Consider the following 17388-nt stretch of genomic DNA (forward strand, 5'->3'; position numbering starts at 1 on the left):
CTGCGCCACATCGGTGGCGTGGCGCCTTTCAGATGTAAGGAGGACCGGCAGTTCATGGCCGATATGACCCAATCCAATTCCACAGCGTCGCAAAAGACGGAAAAGACAGGCTCGATAACGCGCTTCATCAGTGCCACGGAGCTGGATACCAGGCTGCTCGGCATGGTCGGGGCGCTTCTTCTGATCTGGATCGGATTTCATATCCTGTCTGGCGGCCTGTTCCTGACGCCGCGAAACCTCTGGAACCTTTCAGTGCAGACCGCGTCCGTGGCTGTCATGGCAACCGGCATGGTGCTTGTCATCGTCACCCGCAATATCGATCTGTCGGTCGGGTCGATCCTCGGTTTTTCCGGCATGATCATGGGGGTCATGCAGGCGGAAATCCTGCCGCAGCTTCTCGGTTTCGAACATTGGGCGACATGGATTGTCACGCTTCTCACCGGCATTCTCGTCGGCGGCGCCATCGGCATGTTGCAGGGTTCGATCATCGCTTTCCTGAACGTGCCGTCCTTCATCGTCACGCTCGGCGGGTTGCTGGTCTGGCGCGGTGGCACCTGGTTTATTACCAGCGGGCGTACCGTTGCGCCGATGGATTCCACCTTCCGTCTGATGGGTGGCGGCACCAATGGCTCGATTGGCGCGACCTGGAGCTGGATCGCCGCTGTCGTGGCCTGCGTCGCCATCGTGGCGGCCATCCTGAATTCCCGCCATCAGCGTCGCCGTTTCGGTTTTCCGCTGCGGCCGGTCTGGGCGGAATATTTTCTGGTGGCGCTCGGCTGCCTCATTGTTATCGGTTTCGTGGCGGTGGTGAACAGCTACCCCTGGCCGATCAACATTGCCCGCAACTATGCTGACGCCAATGGCATAACCTGGCCGGAAGGCGGGTTGTTCATTGCGCACGGCATTGCCGTTCCGGTGCTGATGGCGCTTGCGGTTGGTGCGGTCATGACCTTCATCGCCACGCGGCTGCGCTTCGGGCGTTATGTCTTCGCCATTGGCGGCAACCCGGAGGCTGCGGAGTTGGCCGGCATCAAGACCCGCTGGGTCACGGTGAAGATCTTCACGCTGATGGGCGTTCTCTGCGCCATCGCCGCAGCCATCTCGACCGCTCGCCTCAATGCGGCCACCAATGCGCAAGGGGAGCTGGACGAGCTTTACACCATCGCGGCGGCCGTCATCGGCGGCACCTCGCTTGCCGGCGGTGTCGGCACCATAGCGGGCGCGATGCTCGGCGCGCTCGTCATGCAGTCGCTGCAATCTGGCATGGTGCTGGTGGGTATTGATACGCCCTTCCAGCGCATCGTCGTCGGTGTGGTTCTGGTCGTCGCCGTCTGGCTCGACACCATCTACCGCGCCCGCGCCAAGTAAGAACCGAGGAGAACTCCTATGACGGACCAAGTCACGCCCCTCGTGGAAATGCGCAATATTTCCATTTCCTTCGGCGGCATCCATGCGGTGGAAAACGCCTCTGTTGACCTTTTCCCCGGTGAGGTGGTCGCCCTTCTCGGCCACAACGGCGCGGGCAAATCGACCCTTATCAAGATCCTCTCCGGCGCCTACCGGCGCGATGGCGGCGATATCCTCATCAATGGCGAGGATGCGGATATCCGTAATCCCCGCGACGCCAAGAAATACGGCATCGAGACCATCTACCAGACGCTGGCCGTGGCCGACAATGTCGATGCGGCGGCCAATCTTTATCTCGGTCGCGAGCTGAAAACGAAATGGGGCACGCTTGATGATGTCGCCATGGAAGCCTCAGCCCGCGAGGTGATGGGGCGTCTCAACCCCAATTTCCGGCGGTTCAAGGAGCCGGTGAAGGCGCTGTCCGGTGGCCAGCGGCAGTCCGTCGCCATTGCTCGCGCCATTCTGTTCGATGCCCGCATCCTCATCATGGATGAGCCAACGGCGGCACTCGGGCCGCAGGAGACGGCGCAGGTGGGCGATCTCGTCAAGGAGCTGAAACGGCAGGGCATCGGCATCTTCCTCATCAGCCACGATATTCACGATGTCTTCGATCTTGCCGACCGGGTCTTCGTGATGAAAAACGGCAAGGTTGTCGGCCATGCCCGGACTGAGGATGTCACTAAAGACGAGGTTCTGGGCATGATCATTCTCGGCAAGGTGCCCTCAGGTGCCGTTCCGGGGCCGGGCGCGGTCGCATCCTGAATTGAGGAAATAAAGACATAAAGATTTCTTTATGTCTATTGACATCGTGACGCTTGTGGTGAGAAATGCTGGCGTCATGGTTCTCCGGGCCTGAATGTTTCAATCCCGGAGCTAAGAGGGAATCCGGTGCGCCGACGATCGGCAAGGCCGGAGCTGCCCCCGCAACTGTAAGCGGCGAGCCTTTGTCCATCCACGTCACTGGGGTGAAAACTCCCGGGAAGACGGGCAAAGGCGACGACCCGTAAGCCAGGAGACCTGCCAGGACAAAATAACGTCCACGGGCGGGGTGTCCCGGTGGTTGCTGCAATGGTTCGGCAAAGGTCGGGCCTGCACGCGTCCGCTTTACCCATGCCCCCACAACCAAATGGGGTATGACAATGCCAAACAAGACCATTCCAGTCGCATCGCTCGGTTTTCCGAGAATTGGCCGCCATCGCGAATTGAAGTTCGCGCTTGAAGGCTTCTGGTCGGGAAAGATCCCCGAGACGGAACTTCTTGAAACCGCCGCCAGGCTGCGCGCCGAAAACTGGGTGCTTCAGCGCGAGAAGGGGATCACCCACATCCCCTCCAATGATTTCTCCCTCTATGATCATGTTCTTGATACAGCCGTGATGGTGGGTGCCATTCCCTCGGTTTACGGATGGGAAGGTGAAGATGTTTCCCTGTCGACCTATTTCGCCATGGCGCGTGGCAGCCAGAGCGAGGCCCATGCGGGTTGCGGCCACGCCCACGGGGCAGATGACCTTCACGGGTTGGGCGTTCGGGCGCTGGAGATGACCAAGTGGTTCGACACGAATTATCATTACATGGTGCCGGAGGTTTCCGAGGATCAGCATTTCGTGCTCACCTCGCAAAAGCCGGTCGAGCATTTTCTTGAGGCGAAGGCGCTCGGCATTCACACTCGTCCCGTCATCCTTGGTCCGGTCACCTTCCTGAAGCTTGCCAAGGCGCGGGAGGCCGTTTTCAAGCCGCTCGATCTGCTGGCGAAGCTATTGCCTGTTTACGAAGAACTGCTGCGCCGCCTGCATGCGGCCGGTGCGGACTGGGTACAGATCGACGAACCAGTTGCGGCGTTGGACCTTTCCGAGGGTGAACGCCATGCGTTCACGATGGCCTATCAGACCTTGTCGAAAGCCGCCCCGGACCTGAAAATCCTCGTTGCCACCTATTTCGGCGGGCTTGAGGACAATCTGGAAACCATTGTGGCACTTCCGGTCGCGGGTCTTCATATTGATCTGGTGCGTGCGTCCAATGAGTTCGAGGCTGTGCTGAAGGCTTTGCCCGCAAATCGCGTCCTTTCGCTTGGTGTCATTGATGGTCGTAACATCTGGCGTGCCGATCTTGCGGCAATCGTTGATCGGCTGGAAGCGGCCATTGCCGCGCGGGGCGTAGAAGCGTTTCAAATTGCTCCTTCCTGCTCGCTGCTGCATGTTCCCGTCGATCTCGAACTGGAAACCGGCCTTGATGCCGACCTGAAAAGCTGGCTTTCCTTCGCCGCCCAAAAGCTCGGCGAGCTTGCGACGCTCGGCAGGGCGCTCGGTGAGGGCAAGGTTGCGGTTGCGGCTGAACTGGGCGCGGCTTCGAAGGCAGCTGCCACACGCGCCTCGTCGCCAAAGGTGACGAATACAGCCGTGCAGAAACGTATCGGAACGATCGGCGAGGCCGACAGGCAGCGGACGAGCGCCTTTGCCGAACGGCAGAAGGTGCAGGCGCAGGCCATCACCCTGCCGCTCTTCCCGACGACGACCATCGGCTCCTTCCCGCAGACGCTGGAGGTGCGCAAGGCCCGGTCCGCGCATGCGAAAGGTGCCCTGACAGATGCGCAATATGAAGGCTTTCTGCAAAAGGAAACCGAAGCAACCATCCGTTGGCAGGAAGAAATAGGTCTCGATGTCCTCGTTCACGGCGAGTTCGAGCGCAACGACATGGTGCAATATTTCGGCGAGCAGCTTTCCGGCTTCGCTTTCACCCAGCACGCATGGGTGCAGAGTTACGGCTCGCGTTATGTCCGCCCGCCGATCATCTTCGGCGATGTGTCGCGGCCGAAACCGATGACGGTTCGCTGGTGGGAATATTCGCAGTCACTCACTGATAAACCCGTCAAGGGCATGCTGACCGGTCCGGTAACGATCCTCAACTGGTCTTTCGTGCGCGACGATATCGCCAGAAGCTTGACATGCCGGCAGATCGCGCTGGCCATCCGTGATGAGGTCAATGATCTCGAGGCGGCAGGCGCACAGATGATCCAGATCGATGAAGCAGCTCTTCGTGAAGGTCTGCCGCTTCGGCATCGGGATTGGCAGCACTATCTCGGCTGGGCGGTGGAGTGCTTCCGCATTTGCTCGAGCGGCGTGGGCGATCACACACAGGTCCACACCCATATGTGCTATTCGGAATTCAACCAGATCATCGATGCGATTGCCGCAATGGATGCCGACGTGATTTCCATCGAGACCTCACGTTCGAAGATGGAACTGCTGGATGCTTTCCGGACCTACAAATATCCGAACCAGATCGGCCCCGGCGTTTACGACATCCATTCGCCGCGTGTACCGGCCGTCGGCGAAATGGTTGACCTTCTGGCACTGGCGCGAGAGCGGCTTGACGATCGGCAACTCTGGATCAACCCGGATTGCGGCCTGAAAACCCGCAAATGGGAAGAGGTGAGACCGGCGCTCGTCAACATGGTCGCCGCAGCTGCGGAACTTCGGCGCGCGCTGCCCCGATAATAGGCGAGGCCCGGCGAAAAACCGGGCCTCGATCATCATTTACGATGAAATCCCTTGGGAGGGGCTATGCGCAGGCAGATGCAAGATGCGTCAATTCATTTCAAGGCGTTCCCGGCTGGAGGAAGGTGCGGGAACGCTTCGTGCTACGCATCTATGCGGCTGCGGATAGGAAATTGCTCAATGCAGATCGGCCGGTGCGAAACCGCTGGAATTCAGCTCTGCGCCTGCAGGCGGCAGGCCGTGCTGATTGATATCCTGAGCCAGCGACAACAATGCCATTTCCAGGAAATAGGTCGACATGCCCAGTTCCATGGATTTCGAGCGCTGGCAAAGGTATGAAACCATCCTTCCAAGCGCCAGAATCTCGTCTGCATTGTCCTGTTCAAGTATTGCTGTGGTAGACGCCGCCATGCTTCCCTCTCGACAATCGACAGTATGAAAACGCGTTGATCCCGCGTTATTCATTTTCGACCATATCGAGCGTCACGCGAGCGTCACACCTGCGTTACTCATCGTTCTTCTTCTCTGGCGCGGTCGTATTTTCCGCCGTTTCGGTCGCTGCAAGCGATGTCACGAGGGCGACAATGCTTCGGCGGATGCTTGCGCTCTTGATTCGCGAAAAGGCCTGATTGAGCGAAAATCCTTCATTCGAAGCGACGAAGGACTGCATGGCGTTTATCGAGCCGATGGCCGGATTGTCGTTTCCGACATCGGGCGTGGCATTGGCGAAAAGCGAGCTGACATCGACACCGAGAACGGATGCGATGGCCTGTAAACGCGATGCACCAACGCGATTTGCACCTTTTTCGTACTTCTGGACCTGCTGAAAGGTGATACCGAGCCGGCCGGCCAGAGCGCTCTGGCTCATGCCGAGCGACTTGCGCCGCATTCTGATCTGGGTGCCGACATGCACGTCGATCGGGCTGGGAAGTTTGGGCTGCATAATAAATTCCTCCATGTTGAGGGTCTTAAATCGGATAATTATCAATTAATATTGTTGAAGGTAGACATTCAACACAATTTCCACGGGTAATATGAACCTTTATTGACAAAAGAATGCGGTTTTACAGATACGGAACACGCTACGAAGCCCGGCTTATAACCTTTGTGGCGCAACGCAACGCCCCGTTGCGGCTTGCAAGATGGCTCCACCCGGTCACGCAGATGGGATCGAAACCGAGCCCTGCCCAGATTTGCCTGTTGTCTTCGTCGAACTCCCCGAGCGCCTCCTCATCACCGAAATGCGGCAACCAGACGAATGGCTGCTTTTGGCCTGATCGTACGACATTTTCAAGAATGACATTGTTGTAAAGTCGCGGAATGCATTTGTTGCTGTCGATGGCCGGGGAAACAGGAATGGGATTTCGCCTTACCGCGAAACCCTGCCGGATCAGCGAATGCACCGAGGCGTCGAGTTTTTGTTTCAGATCCGTCGCTGCACGGCTGCCGCATCCCGCATGCGCCACCGGATCGGCGACCAGGAGCAGCGGACGGTTATCCTGTCTCAGACCAGTCACCGAAACGAACTGGTCAACGTGGAAACCGCATTGGTGCATTTTCCGGGAGGCCATCGCCATGGGGGCCGGTCTTGCCGGAGAAAGATCGAGCGTGGCCTCCGTAACACCAAGGTCTTCCGGCCGGTATCCAAAACTGTGAACTGGTCTGCCGTCCAGAGCCTCGACCTTCTGCCATTGCTGCGAGAGTTCTACGGCGTTGGCATCGACTCCTGTTCTACTGCTGTCCTTAAGGCTCGAATGGCCCACCAGCCGAAAATCCGGGCCAACCAGCTGGTTGCCACCATCCAAGAGGACGTCCGAAACGGCCGTTACAAGCTCGAAACGCTTGGCGAGCGCGCTGGCGCTGGCGTTTCCCGCTGCCGAAACCAGTTCGGTCGCAGCGCCTTTTTCATCGGTCTGAACATGGATCATATCCTGTATCCACGGATGCGAAATGCGGCTGTTTTCATCAAGCGGCAGCAACTCGGCGGCGCAGGGGGGAGCCAGCCTTTCGAGCCAGTCCTGCGCCGATGGAATGCAGTCCCGGTCAATGATGATGGCCGCCATCATTTCGTGGGGCAGAGCCGAAAGCAGGTTTCCGATGGGAAGCAGTGGCGAGACGCGATGCCTGTCGTGATCATCGGTAAAAAACGATGCCGGAAGCGCGAACGCGATCGTGTCAATCAGTCCACCACAATCGGCTACGAAAGACGGAGACCGGGACATTGTCACGGCATCTTTTCTCCCGTCATCCGCCGCGCCGCCAATTGCTGAAAAAACACCGTGTTCTGGAATTTCCATGATGGCGATGGCGGGGACGGCAGGTCCCCTGCATTGAGCGCCTCCAGAAGTTCGACCGCGTCGTTTCTTTTTACGGAAACGGCCTCTTTGGCCAGAAAATTTGCCACTTCTGAAGCAAGTCCGGCTTCAGTGGTAATGGCACGCCATGTTCTGCGGCTAAAATGCAGGTGTCGGGCAACCTGCAGCAGAGTATCGTGTTCTTCCGTGGCGATTTTATCGCGGCACGCTTCCAGCGTTGCCTCGGCGTCGACCAGCGCGATCGTCAGTGGACGATAGCCAAGTTCACCCGGCGCGTGGCTGACCGCCACATCGGCGTCGGAAAACCGTCGTCCGTCACGATAGGCTGCGAAGATTTCGCCGATGCCGATCATGCCGAAGGCGGCACATTCCGTCGCCCGGAGCGCTCCCATGCTGGCGGCCCCGAGAATAGTGACGCCGGATGACAGGGCATGCAGGATTTCCTTGTGCCAGACGGCGGCGCAGTCCCCATAAAGGCCGTCGATGAGACCAATTGTCCGGACGCCCTGCTGCACGGCATCGAAAATATCACCGCAGGCCGCCGGTCCGCGAAGATCGAGACCTGACATTTTTTCGCCAGTGACACCGTGGATGGAGGGGCCTGCAAAAACCACGGTTTTCATCGAAGACCTCCGGCGCTCAGGAAATGATCGAGCGCCCGCGGCGATATGTTTTGCAGGCCTCCACTGGTCGGGGTAAGGCCGCTCGCCAGAACCCGCACGACATTGAGGCCCGGGACACCCGTTTCCAGTGGGAAGACATAAATATCCTCGATTCCTGCGGTGAAAAGGCGCTCGGCAAGCTGGCGCCAGGGCGGCAAAGCTCTGTCATCCGTTACAAGATCAAGCTGCACCGGCGTCCGTTCTACCGGTTGCCGCCCGAAAGCGGGCGCAGTCAACATGTCCCGCTGGTAACGCAGCGGGGAGAGATCATCCCGCGCGCCGCTGATATCCGTCAGTCGCGACTGTATCGCTTCGAGCAGCGCTGCAACAGCGGCGTCATAGGTTGCGGGTCGGCAGGCGGCGCCCGCCGCATTGCGGGTTGCGGGGCCGTCCAGCGCGTTAACGGAGCGGGGAAGGCTTGCCATCACCACCGGCACGCCGAGTGTATTGGTCATGTCGAAGAAGGACGGTGTCAGGTCAATGTCTGAAAGGCGTTCAACAAGGCTGTCGAACGACGCATCGATGCCGACCGGAAATGTGACCGGCTCTGGCGCGATCGTGCGGGTTTCGAAAGTATCGACGAGAAAGCAGGCGTCGTTTTCAACGAGTTCGAGCAAGGCGTGGAGAACCGCATGGTCATGATTAAACCCCGCCGCGAGACCTTGCGAACTCATGAGGAAAGCCTGCCGATCCCAGGGGAAATCCGCGCGAAAATCCATTCCGATGAGTTCGTAAGGAGCAAATGCGTCCTGCTGCTGGCGAACGGATATTCCCTTCACCCAGCCGCGTTCGCGCTGAGGATCCAGCCTTTCCGGATCGACGCGGCCGACGGTTTCGAAAGGAATGAGAGGAACGCCTTTTGCCCGCATCTGCTCGAGAGAGCCGAAGGCGGAGACATGTTTGCGGGTATCTTCAGCGACGGCACCCTCGATTGCTTCCATGATCGCCGAGAGCCGCGCCTGTTCCGCAACAAGTCCTTTGCCCTGCGAAACCGAAAGCCCGCGCGAATTGGGGCGCACCGCAAACCATACGGGTATGCCGATAATATCGAGACCGGTAACGTCACCGATACGGGTAATCCCGAACTGCCGGAGCAGTTCGGGATCGAAGAACGATGCGTCTGCATGCCTTGAAGCCGCTGTCGCTGATATGGGAGCACCGGCAGCGGTCAAGGCTGCGGAACCGCGATCAGGGCGCAGAGTTGGCGTCGTCGGCAAGGATGGCGTCGAACAGCTCGCCGGTGACCGAACCTGCCGGACCGACAGCCTTCAGCGCCGCGCCGATTGGCGCCTGCACCATGCGGTTGAAATCCCAGCCGGCGTCGGTCACTTCACCGATAAAGGCGAAATCGGCTTCGGAAACCACGGCGCCACCGGCGACGAGGGCTTCGATGCCCTGGATCTGGACCTGGTCCAGCTCAGCCTCGGGCTGGCCGTCCTGGCGAACGAGCATGGCCTTTGCCGCAGCCGCGACGCGTGCATAGCCGTCCACGCCGGGGTGGCTGGCTTCATAGGCCGCGATCGTCTCATGCGATACGGACGCAACCCTGAGCGGCGTCGTGCGAATGAAAAGAACGCCGAAGCCCTTTTTTCCGACAATGAAGAAATGCGAGGACATAATATCTCCTATTTGATCCCAGCTAATCGAAGTGCGTGATAGAATTTTTCATTCGCTATCGGGTCACGGTCTGGAGAAAGGCTGCTGATCTCCCTCGCCGACATACCCGGATAGTTTTCCTGAAGCCTGCCGCCGGTTTCCCGGGCAGCGGCCAAATCGCCATGCAGCGCGTGGCTTGCGGTCAAAACCCGCAGGGCCGGCTCGTCATTTTCCATTCGCGCGCATAATTCCACCGCCGCGCCATAATCCTCGCGCTTGAAGGCGATGCTGGCGCCGGCCCACCAGTAGATATCGGGTGCGAGCGGGTTGAGATCGATCGCCTGCTGGAACTTCTCCCAGGCGGTTTCGGCATCGCCAAAGTGGGCGAGTGCATCGGCATGCTGGAGCAGGAGGTCGGCGGAGTTGGGAGCAAGCGCCTCTGCCTCGAAGAATTTTTCGGCGGATATGTCGAAATCCCGCTGGTAGAGCGCCACCACGGCGCACATCCAGTGACCAACGCCGAGGGCAGGGTCGATCTCCACGGAAGCGTCGGCCTCCGCCTTGGCGCGGTGCAGCAGGTGAGGGTCGTTGCCGCCCAGCATCAGCCATTCCAGCTGCAGGCTCTGCGCCACCCGGGCGCGGGCGACGGCCATGCCGTGATCGAGATCGACGGCTCTGCGGAACATGGAGCGGGCTCTGCGCAGAAGCGGCAGGTCGCATTTGCCGCGCAGGAGCTGTTGGCCCTCCAGCAATTGCCGGTAGGCCTCGCCGCTATGGTTCCGGTCGGGTTCCACCTGTAGCCGCTCGATCTCGCGGGCAAGCGCCGCAGCCACCTGTTTGGAGAGCAGGCGAAATGCGGTGTGGATGTGCCGCTCGGTGAGAACCACTTCCAGCGACCAGACGTTTTCGCCGGTCGCCTCCTCGATCAGCGCCACTGACATGCCGGTATCGTCGAAAACCGACGACATGATCCGGTAGTCGGCCCGCAGCATGGCGTAACCATCATCGGCCCGGTCCCGCGAGAGCGCAAAGGTGCTGTGTGGTGAAAGGACGGTAAAGGTCCGGTAGCGCACCAGGCTGTTGGCGACATCCTCGATAAAGGCGTGCATGACCGGCGATGCCGGCAGCCCGTCCACCCGGGCCGGCAGGCCGAAGGCGACGCGCGGTTTCGTGGTGGTTTTTCGCCGGCTGGCTTCGTCAGGCTCGGCGGGGGTGGTTATCGTTGAGGCGAGGCTCTGTATCCGGCGTCTCAGCGCCACGGTCTCGGCTTCCGGCGAGCGTGCCTCCTGACGCAGCTGCTCCTGCAACAGCGCGAACATGCCCTCGCAGGCGCTGATATTTCCGATCCGCGCATAGGCGGCCATGGCGGCGCGGTAGGTTTCCTCGCGTTCCGGTTCGATCTTGCACGCGCATTCGGCAAGTCTCGCGATATCGTTGGAGCTGGCGCGGCCGAAACGGGTCAGCTCCTCCAGAAGCTGCGTGTAGCTTGAGAAGAACAGGTCCTTGAGACGACGGCGTTCCGACAACAGCCAGAGGTACAGATGATCCTGCCCGGCATCCAGCCCATCCAGCAGGTCGCCGCTAAATTCGAGCAGGGCCTGCAGCCGCCGCATCGGGTCTTCGGCTCTCGCGCCGACAAGAAAGATCGCAAGGTCGGTCCGCTGCGCCAGCTTTCCCGCCTTCAGATCGTTCCCTTCGGTCAGAAGGATGGACTCGTCTTCATTGGGCAGCTTCTGAAGGCGCAGAATCAGCTGTCGTAAATTGCCGAGTGCGCGTTTCTGCTCGACATTTTCCCACAGGAGCGATGCGGCGTGCTGGCGGGAAAGCGACTGGTTGGGCGCAAGAATGAGGGCTGCGATGAGCGCAAAACCCTTGGACGGGAAAAATGCTTCCCGCACCGCATCACAGCGCGGGGTGCCAAAAAGCCGGATCGGTATCAGTTCAGCGTTCCCAGCCACTTTCGTCCCCTCATGAATCACCATCTAACAACGTGTCCGGGAAATTGAAAGTCATCATAGCGCTCCATTTGACGCTGGTGTGACGCGGCCTGCCTATTGTCGCAGGCAGAAGCATGAAGGACGGGCTGAAAGCAGCGAATATGCAGCGGGCAGGCATCGGGAATTTTCGAAAGTGATAGCGTTTAACGGAAGCTACATGGCGTTCGAGCCGCGTATTGAACCTTACCAGCGTGCCGACGATGTCGGATATGCGGTCAGCGAGTTCATGTGGTTCAAGGGGCGCCCGTTCTATCCGGTCTCGGCGCTGGTTCATGCAAAGGTTGCCCATGCCAGGTTATCGGCTGAAAAATGCGACGATGAGGACGAGGATAATCTCGATATTCTTTTCCGCATGCCGGTTGTGGCGGGCGGGCATTTTTTCGAGATCGTGCTGCGTTCGAACGAAGGCACCTCTTACGGTGGCTGGCTGTGGGGAGAGGAACTGGAAATCCTGAACGAATTCGTCAACGGCTATCGTGTTCTGGCCGGGAAGTTCGAAGGCAGGCTGATCCGGTTCGAATATTCCAGGCGGTTTCAACGGTACCGGACGGTCGAGCCGCTGCCGGTCGAGAAATCCGTCTTCCTGATCCAGCGGGAGGCCAAGCCTTACGCGGTCAGGCGTGATCTGCCGGGAAGTCCGGCACGCTGAATGCAAGGGCGTCTTTGTGTCCGGGGAGACGCAGGGACATGGGGGAATACCTGGTCGATAGGCGGGGCGTGAGCTGCCGCTCTTTCTGACATGCCCGGAAAAGCCACGGCTTTATCCGGTCTTACCGGTGAATATTTTTATTTTTATTATGTGGAAAATTATGATGCCCAATCGAGGTAACATGCGTAACAGGCGGGTGTCATCGCAGCTTCCTGCGGTGAACGGCGTCTCCCGTCAGGGCGCACTTTCCCATACGGAAAGCGTCGATGCCGAGCCGCGTGCTTTGATGCGCAGCGACAGGCTTTATATTGTCAGCGAGCCGGATTCCAAGGCTTCTTCCACGTCTCTGACGCGGGAGGATCGGGTTGGGGAAGAGGCTCTTGGCGGGGGCGAGATCAGCAATACCGTCGTCGACGCCGATATCAAGGTCGCAAAATGGGCCTGGGCGGCATTGGCGATCGCACATTGCTGGCTGATCTATTTCATGGTGACCAATCTCGGTTAGGGCACGACAACCCGGAAGGTCCGGGGCGTCAGCCCGTTTCGCTGACGCCGTGGAGGATCATCGCCGCCGCGCCGAAAGCAACGGGGTCTGTCGCGATCACTTCAGGCAGCAGGATCTGCGGCTGTATCACCTTCGAGCCGTTGAACGGGTCGGAGCGTTTGAAATCCAGCCAGTCCACCAGTTTTTCACGCACGATCCTCGGTAATGTGCCGCCTACATAGATGGCGGTGGGTGCAAGTACGGCGCTGACGGCGAAGCCAAGGCTGGCGACCTCCGGGCCTGCCCGCTCAAGCCATGCATCAAGCACGGCCGGATTGCGCGACAGATAATCCGTCCAGACATCGGGCGCGCGCCCTGCGGGTTTTTCGCCCACATGCTTGAGGCACCATGCAGCCAGATCTTCGAAGGAGGGTCGCGAAACGTTGCGGTTGCGCAAGGCACCGATCTCGCCGGCATTGCCGAGATAACCGCGATAAAGCTCGTTCTTGATGATGACGCCGCCGCCAATGCCTTCGGACAGGTAGATATAGGCAAAATTTTCATGCCCGGCCGTGTTGCCGAGCGTGAGTTCGCCCATGGCGGCGGCGTTGGCGTCGTTTTCGATGATCACCTGGCAGGGCAAGGCTTCGCGCAGCATGGCGGAAAGGTCCGAATCTGCCCAGGAAATCACCTCTTCGGCCAGATCGAGCGACGCGGCCTCTCTGTGAAAGCGGGTCGGCATGGCAATCACGGCGCCGATCAGGTCCTTCCTGTCGATCGCGTTTTTTGCCAGTAGTTCCTCGGATCCTTCCTGAAGCGCCTTCTGCACATCGGAAAATGCACGATAGGAGCCGCGCAGCCGCAATTCGCCGACGATCTCGCCGCCGAAATTCAGGAGCGTCAACATCACCAGATAACAATTGGCGTGCACGCCAAGGGCATAACCGACGTTTTTCTTGAGCAGCAGATCGATATGGGGCGCGCCGCGCCCCTCCTGCCGTCGCGCGCCCTCCACGATGATTCCACGCTCGAGCAGATTGCGCGTCATCATGCTGACGGCGGCCGGCGTTATGTTGCAATGATCGGCAAGCTCGACCCGCGAGGCCGAACCCTTGCGCCTGATGTAACCCAGAAGCGCGCCCTGCGTCGTGCCGATGCCCGTAAGTCCGCCGTTTCGTCGCTCAGTCAAAGTTTCGCTCTCCAGACTCCACCCACGGAATTGTCATGAAGATGTAAATTAAGCAACTTAATTAAATGATGTTTTCATCGGAAATGGTTCACGAAGAAAACTGTCATAAGGCTGTTAATTAAGCAAGTTAATTAAGTAAAAAGTTTCAACGGGAATAGTTCACATGTTCAAGTCTCTTTCTTTGATGGCGACAGTCGCTCTCGGCACGCTTTTGCCGGCTGTTGCCTTTGCCGAAGACATCAAAATCAAACTCTGGACGCTCGCCGACAAGAATGGACCTGGCCGCGTCACCAACATCGAAGCCGCCGCCGGCATCATGAACGCGCAGTTCAAGGCCGCAGGCATCGACAAGCGCATTGTCATCGACGTCAACAACAGCAGCGTTCAGGGCTGGGACGCCCTGGCACTCGATACGCTGAAGGCGTTTTCTGTCGGCCAGGGGCCGGATATCTACGTTCTGCCGCATGAGTGGATCGGCCAGTTCGCGCAGGACGGTTACGCCATGCCGATGGAAGGCAAGATCGCCGCCACGCCGTGGGTCTATGGCGATATCCTGCCGGTTCTGTGGGATTCCGCCAGGGCGACGGACGGCAAGATTTACGGCGTTCCGCAGGATGCGGAAATCCGCATGTTCTTCTACAACAAGGACATGCTGCGCAAGATCGGCAAGGATGAGGCTTTCATCGAGGGCCTGCCGGCCAAGGTCGACGCCGGTGAATTCACGCTCGACGATCTGACGGCGCTGTCGAAGGAAGTGGTGGACGGCAAGGTTGCGCAATACGGCATGCTGCACCGTCCGAATGTCGGCATCGACTACCTGATGGTGTTCCAGTCCTATGGCGTGAAGTTCATGGATGAAAAGACCGGCAAGCTCTTGTTCCCCAAGGCCGAGATGGTCAAGGCGCTCGGCTGGTACGAGCGCAATGCCAAGCAGGGCGTCACCCCGGTCGACAATACGGCCATGAGCTGGGAAGCGATCCAGACCGCCTTCAAAACGGAAAAGTCCTTCATCTTCCATCAGGGCGTCTGGGCGGTTGCCTGGCAGGTGGGTGAAAAGAACGGCGCGACCTGGCCGACCGACGGCAAGGGATATTTCAACAAGATCGGCTGGATCGCCGCTCCGGCCGCCGAAAAGGGCGGTAAGCCGGCCAACCTGTCGCATCCGCTGCTCTATACCCTCAACCCGAAGGGCACCAATCCCGATATAGCGGCCGATCTCGTGGCGCTCGCGACATTGCCCTATTTCAACAACGAACACGCCGTGACCTCTTATCACACGGCTATCAGCAACGCCCAGACGGCGATGCCGAAGTACAAGGATAACTGGGCACTCTCCGCCGCCTCGCCGATGATGAAATTCGCGAAGTTCGTGCCCAACCACACCAAGTTCAGCAGCTATAACAAGGTGCTGTTCAGCGGTCTGCAGGCGGTCGAAACCGGCAAGATGACGGCGGCCCAGGCGGTCGATTTCATCGCCGACGAACTGGAACTGCAATTCGGCGCGGACGTCGAAATCCGCGAAACCGCAAGCAACTGAGTTTGCCCTCGGCCACGCCGCCCGGCCTTGCCGGGCGGCACTTTTGCGCTCTCACCGGTATATTGTGATGTCCCAATTTCAGCTCAGGGCACGCCGCCCGGCCCGGCCGATCTTTTATCTGGCGCCGGCTCTTCTTCTGCTCGGCCTTTTCTTTCTGGCCCCGATCGTCGTCAATCTGGTGATCGCATTCACCGATATGGGCGCCAATCTGAAGATCGGCAAATTCACGGCCGAGAATTTCCAGCGTATGGTCCAGCGCGACATACGCCTGCCGATCGTGCTGTTGACGACGCTCATCTATGTCGGAGCGACGCTGTTCATCTTCAATATCAGCCTCGGTGCGCTTCTGGCCGTTACGACGACGGCGATGCCGGACCGGCTTGGCAACTTCTTTCGCGGCCTGTGGCTTCTGCCGCGCATGAGTCCGGCCGTGCTCTACGGCGTGCTCTGGATCTGGATCGCCGATCCCACATCTTCCGGACTGCTCAACCAGTTCCTTGGCGCGCTCGGCGCACCCGTGCTCAACCTGCGCAACGACTTTCCGCTTATTCTGGTGGTGGTGGCGAACGGCGTCGTCGGTGCGTCCTTCGCCATGGTCATCCTGACGTCGTCCATCCGCTCCATACCGTCGCACCTTGCCAATGCCGCGCGCATCGACGGCGCCAGTGAGTGGGGCGTGCTTCGCCATGTCGTTGCACCGGCTCTCTCCGCGCCGATCCGTTTTGTCACGCTTTATCAGGCGCTCTCACTGATGACGACCTACGAATATATTCTGCTGATCACCGGCGGCGGCCCGGTCTACGACAGCACCACCTATGCGCTTTATATCTACCGTCGCGCCTTCGAAAACGGTGCTTATGCCTATGGCGCCGCGCTCGCGCTCGGCCTGATGGCCATCGGCGTCGCGGTGACGCTGGTTCAATGGCGCCTCACCAATATGCGCTCGACCTTTGCTCCCCCTAAAATCGAGGTGCTGTGATGACGCTCGCCGATACCCAAACCCATGCCGGGCGCGCCCTTGGTCTGCAGCCGGACTGGACGCGGCTTGAAAGGCGCGGCCTTGCCCATCGCGCCAGCTTTCTGCCTGTCATCCTCGTGTTCCTGACCGTGGTTTCGGCCCCTGTTCTCCTGCCCTATCTGTGGCTGGTGGTGAAGTCGTTCACGACCTCAGACGACAATCTCAGCCGGCTTGTGCTGTGGCGCAGCGGCGCAATCGCGGCTCTTGCCTATTGCGGGGCGGTTGCGGTTGCGCTTTTTTCCACTCGCCTGCGCAATCCCATGCTGCTCTGGCTGGCGCTCGCCGCCGTGGTGGCGACACTGGTTTTCGTTCTGGTTCTGCCGCATCTGACCATCGAGAACTACAGCTTTCTGTGGAGCCGCGATATCGAGAAAACCGGCAGCACGCGCATCGCGCTGATGCCATCCGTCTGGACGGCCCTGCAGAGTTCGCTGCTGTTTGCCGCTTCCCAGACCCTGATCGTCGCGCTGGTCGCCACGCCCGCCGCCTATGCCCTGTCGCGCTTCAGCTTCGCCGGGCGTGAAAACGTCCTGCGCGGGCTTCTGCTCCTGCATGCCTTTCCGGCGCTGGCGCTCACCGTCGCGATCTTCGTGCAGTTGCATTACATGGGCCTGCTCAACAATCTCTTCGGCGTCGTTCTGGTCATGAGCGCGCTGGAGCTGCCCTTCGCCATCTTCGTTCTCAAGGGCTTCTTCGACAATGTCCCCTGGGACATCGAAATGAGCGCCGTCACCGATGGCGCGACCCGCTTTCAGGCCTTCCGCATGGTGGTTCTGCCGCAGGTGAGAGGCGGGCTGATCGCGGTCGCCACCTTCACCTTTCTGCGTGGCTGGGAGGAATATGTCTTCGTCCAGACCCTGCTCATCGAAAAAAGCCAGATGACGATGAGCCTTTATCTCTTCTTCGTGGCACAGGACAGCGTGGGCGTGAACTTCGGCATGATCGCCGCCGTTGGCGTCGTTTATCTGCTGCCCGTGCTGATCATTTACGTCTTCACGCAGAAATACATCACCCAGATGAATATCGGCGGGATCAAAGGATAA

At 59.5% G+C, this 17388-nt stretch carries 16 protein-coding genes and 1 riboswitch; of the genes, 8 read left to right on the forward strand and 8 right to left on the reverse strand.

All coding sequences use genetic code 11. From position 1 onward, the window contains the following. The first annotated feature begins 63 nt into the window (after nt 1-63). The 3 genes from AKG12_RS15965 to metE all read left to right on the forward strand — a co-directional run bounded on the left by AKG12_RS15965 (nt 64) and on the right by metE (nt 4898). The gene (locus tag AKG12_RS15965) at nt 64-1368 is read left to right on the forward strand and encodes a sugar ABC transporter permease (RefSeq protein ID WP_404801044.1); all 1305 of its coding nucleotides are present in this window, start codon (nt 64-66) and stop codon (nt 1366-1368) included. An 18-nt stretch (nt 1369-1386) separates the two neighbouring features. Next, entirely contained in the window at nt 1387-2169 is a 783-nt protein-coding gene (locus AKG12_RS15970) for an ATP-binding cassette domain-containing protein (protein WP_046799804.1), read from the forward strand. A 60-nt stretch (nt 2170-2229) separates the two neighbouring features. Beyond that, a riboswitch (cobalamin riboswitch) is annotated at nt 2230-2446 on the forward strand. A gap of 100 nt (nt 2447-2546) precedes the next feature. Further along, nucleotides 2547-4898 carry a 5-methyltetrahydropteroyltriglutamate--homocysteine S-methyltransferase gene (gene metE / locus AKG12_RS15975; RefSeq protein ID WP_052819693.1) on the forward strand — a complete coding sequence of 784 codons (2352 nt, stop codon included), beginning with the start codon at nt 2547-2549 and terminating at the stop codon, nt 4896-4898. A gap of 177 nt (nt 4899-5075) precedes the next feature. On the opposite strand, the gene AKG12_RS15980 is transcribed toward metE, so the two are convergent. The 7 genes from AKG12_RS15980 to AKG12_RS16010 form a co-directional block, all read right to left on the reverse strand. Beyond that, on the reverse strand, nt 5076-5309 hold the full coding sequence (locus AKG12_RS15980; RefSeq protein ID WP_046799802.1) for a hypothetical protein: 234 nt from the start codon (nt 5307-5309) through the stop codon (nt 5076-5078). Between the two features lie 94 nt (nt 5310-5403). Continuing rightward, nucleotides 5404-5841 (reverse strand): helix-turn-helix domain-containing protein, encoded by a 438-nt coding sequence (locus AKG12_RS15985; protein WP_046799801.1) that lies wholly within the window; start codon nt 5839-5841, stop codon nt 5404-5406. A 139-nt stretch (nt 5842-5980) separates the two neighbouring features. Next, complete coding sequence (locus tag AKG12_RS15990; protein WP_082178881.1) at nt 5981-7120, reverse strand: hypothetical protein; 1140 nt, start codon at nt 7118-7120, stop codon at nt 5981-5983. A gap of 2 nt (nt 7121-7122) precedes the next feature. Then, complete coding sequence (locus tag AKG12_RS15995) at nt 7123-7836, reverse strand: TfuA-like protein (protein WP_052819590.1); 714 nt, start codon at nt 7834-7836, stop codon at nt 7123-7125. Further along, nucleotides 7833-9047 carry a YcaO-like family protein gene (locus tag AKG12_RS16000; RefSeq protein WP_285277749.1) on the reverse strand — a complete coding sequence of 405 codons (1215 nt, stop codon included), beginning with the start codon at nt 9045-9047 and terminating at the stop codon, nt 7833-7835. The genes AKG12_RS15995 and AKG12_RS16000 overlap by 4 nt, the downstream gene beginning before the upstream one ends. Before the next feature lie 16 nt (nt 9048-9063). Continuing rightward, a complete protein-coding gene (locus AKG12_RS16005) occupies nt 9064-9492 on the reverse strand; it encodes a hypothetical protein (protein ID WP_046799798.1) in 429 nt (142 codons plus the stop codon). A gap of 8 nt (nt 9493-9500) precedes the next feature. Next, nucleotides 9501-11453 (reverse strand): BTAD domain-containing putative transcriptional regulator, encoded by a 1953-nt coding sequence (locus tag AKG12_RS16010; RefSeq protein WP_052819592.1) that lies wholly within the window; start codon nt 11451-11453, stop codon nt 9501-9503. 172 nt (nt 11454-11625) lie between these two features. On the opposite strand from AKG12_RS16010, the gene AKG12_RS16015 reads away from it, so the two are divergent. Further along, nucleotides 11626-12117, forward strand: coding sequence for a hypothetical protein (locus AKG12_RS16015; RefSeq protein WP_046799796.1), 492 nt, complete (start codon nt 11626-11628; stop codon nt 12115-12117). 181 nt (nt 12118-12298) lie between these two features. Continuing rightward, nucleotides 12299-12622 (forward strand): hypothetical protein, encoded by a 324-nt coding sequence (locus AKG12_RS16020; protein ID WP_225341538.1) that lies wholly within the window; start codon nt 12299-12301, stop codon nt 12620-12622. Between the two features lie 28 nt (nt 12623-12650). On the opposite strand, the gene AKG12_RS16025 is transcribed toward AKG12_RS16020, so the two are convergent. Further along, nucleotides 12651-13790: an ROK family transcriptional regulator gene (locus AKG12_RS16025; protein WP_052819594.1), complete on the reverse strand. Its 1140-nt coding sequence runs from the start codon at nt 13788-13790 to the stop codon at nt 12651-12653. Nucleotides 13791-13953: 163 nt separating this feature from the next. On the opposite strand from AKG12_RS16025, the gene AKG12_RS16030 reads away from it, so the two are divergent. From AKG12_RS16030 to AKG12_RS16040, 3 genes are all read left to right on the forward strand, one after another. Next, nucleotides 13954-15327 (forward strand): ABC transporter substrate-binding protein, encoded by a 1374-nt coding sequence (locus AKG12_RS16030; protein ID WP_052819596.1) that lies wholly within the window; start codon nt 13954-13956, stop codon nt 15325-15327. 67 nt (nt 15328-15394) lie between these two features. Further along, nucleotides 15395-16306 (forward strand): carbohydrate ABC transporter permease, encoded by a 912-nt coding sequence (locus AKG12_RS16035; protein WP_046799793.1) that lies wholly within the window; start codon nt 15395-15397, stop codon nt 16304-16306. Further along, the gene (locus tag AKG12_RS16040) at nt 16306-17388 is read left to right on the forward strand and encodes a carbohydrate ABC transporter permease (protein WP_052819599.1); all 1083 of its coding nucleotides are present in this window, start codon (nt 16306-16308) and stop codon (nt 17386-17388) included. Before AKG12_RS16035 ends, AKG12_RS16040 begins: the two co-directional genes overlap by 1 nt.

The organism is Agrobacterium sp. SUL3, from assembly GCF_001263295.1.
GTDB lineage: Bacteria > Pseudomonadota > Alphaproteobacteria > Rhizobiales > Rhizobiaceae > Agrobacterium > Agrobacterium tomkonis.

Bases quoted from the DNA above. Each gene is read 5' to 3' on its own strand.
- AKG12_RS16040 (WP_052819599.1), top strand. From the start codon at position 16,306: ATGACGCTCGCCGATACCCAAACCCATGCCGGGCGCGCCCTTGGTCTG.
- AKG12_RS15990 (WP_082178881.1), bottom strand. From the start codon at position 7,120: ATGTCCCGGTCTCCGTCTTTCGTAGCCGATTGTGGTGGACTGATTGAC.
- AKG12_RS15980 (WP_046799802.1), bottom strand. From the start codon at position 5,309: ATGGCGGCGTCTACCACAGCAATACTTGAACAGGACAATGCAGACGAG.
- AKG12_RS15970 (WP_046799804.1), top strand. From the start codon at position 1,387: ATGACGGACCAAGTCACGCCCCTCGTGGAAATGCGCAATATTTCCATT.
- AKG12_RS16020 (WP_225341538.1), top strand. From the start codon at position 12,299: ATGCGTAACAGGCGGGTGTCATCGCAGCTTCCTGCGGTGAACGGCGTC.
- AKG12_RS15965 (WP_404801044.1), top strand. From the start codon at position 64: ATGACCCAATCCAATTCCACAGCGTCGCAAAAGACGGAAAAGACAGGC.
- AKG12_RS16030 (WP_052819596.1), top strand. From the start codon at position 13,954: ATGTTCAAGTCTCTTTCTTTGATGGCGACAGTCGCTCTCGGCACGCTT.
- AKG12_RS16015 (WP_046799796.1), top strand. From the start codon at position 11,626: ATGGCGTTCGAGCCGCGTATTGAACCTTACCAGCGTGCCGACGATGTC.
- AKG12_RS16035 (WP_046799793.1), top strand. From the start codon at position 15,395: ATGTCCCAATTTCAGCTCAGGGCACGCCGCCCGGCCCGGCCGATCTTT.
- metE (WP_052819693.1), top strand. From the start codon at position 2,547: ATGCCAAACAAGACCATTCCAGTCGCATCGCTCGGTTTTCCGAGAATT.
- AKG12_RS15985 (WP_046799801.1), bottom strand. From the start codon at position 5,841: ATGCAGCCCAAACTTCCCAGCCCGATCGACGTGCATGTCGGCACCCAG.
- AKG12_RS15995 (WP_052819590.1), bottom strand. From the start codon at position 7,836: ATGAAAACCGTGGTTTTTGCAGGCCCCTCCATCCACGGTGTCACTGGC.
- AKG12_RS16005 (WP_046799798.1), bottom strand. From the start codon at position 9,492: ATGTCCTCGCATTTCTTCATTGTCGGAAAAAAGGGCTTCGGCGTTCTT.
- AKG12_RS16010 (WP_052819592.1), bottom strand. From the start codon at position 11,453: ATGGTGATTCATGAGGGGACGAAAGTGGCTGGGAACGCTGAACTGATA.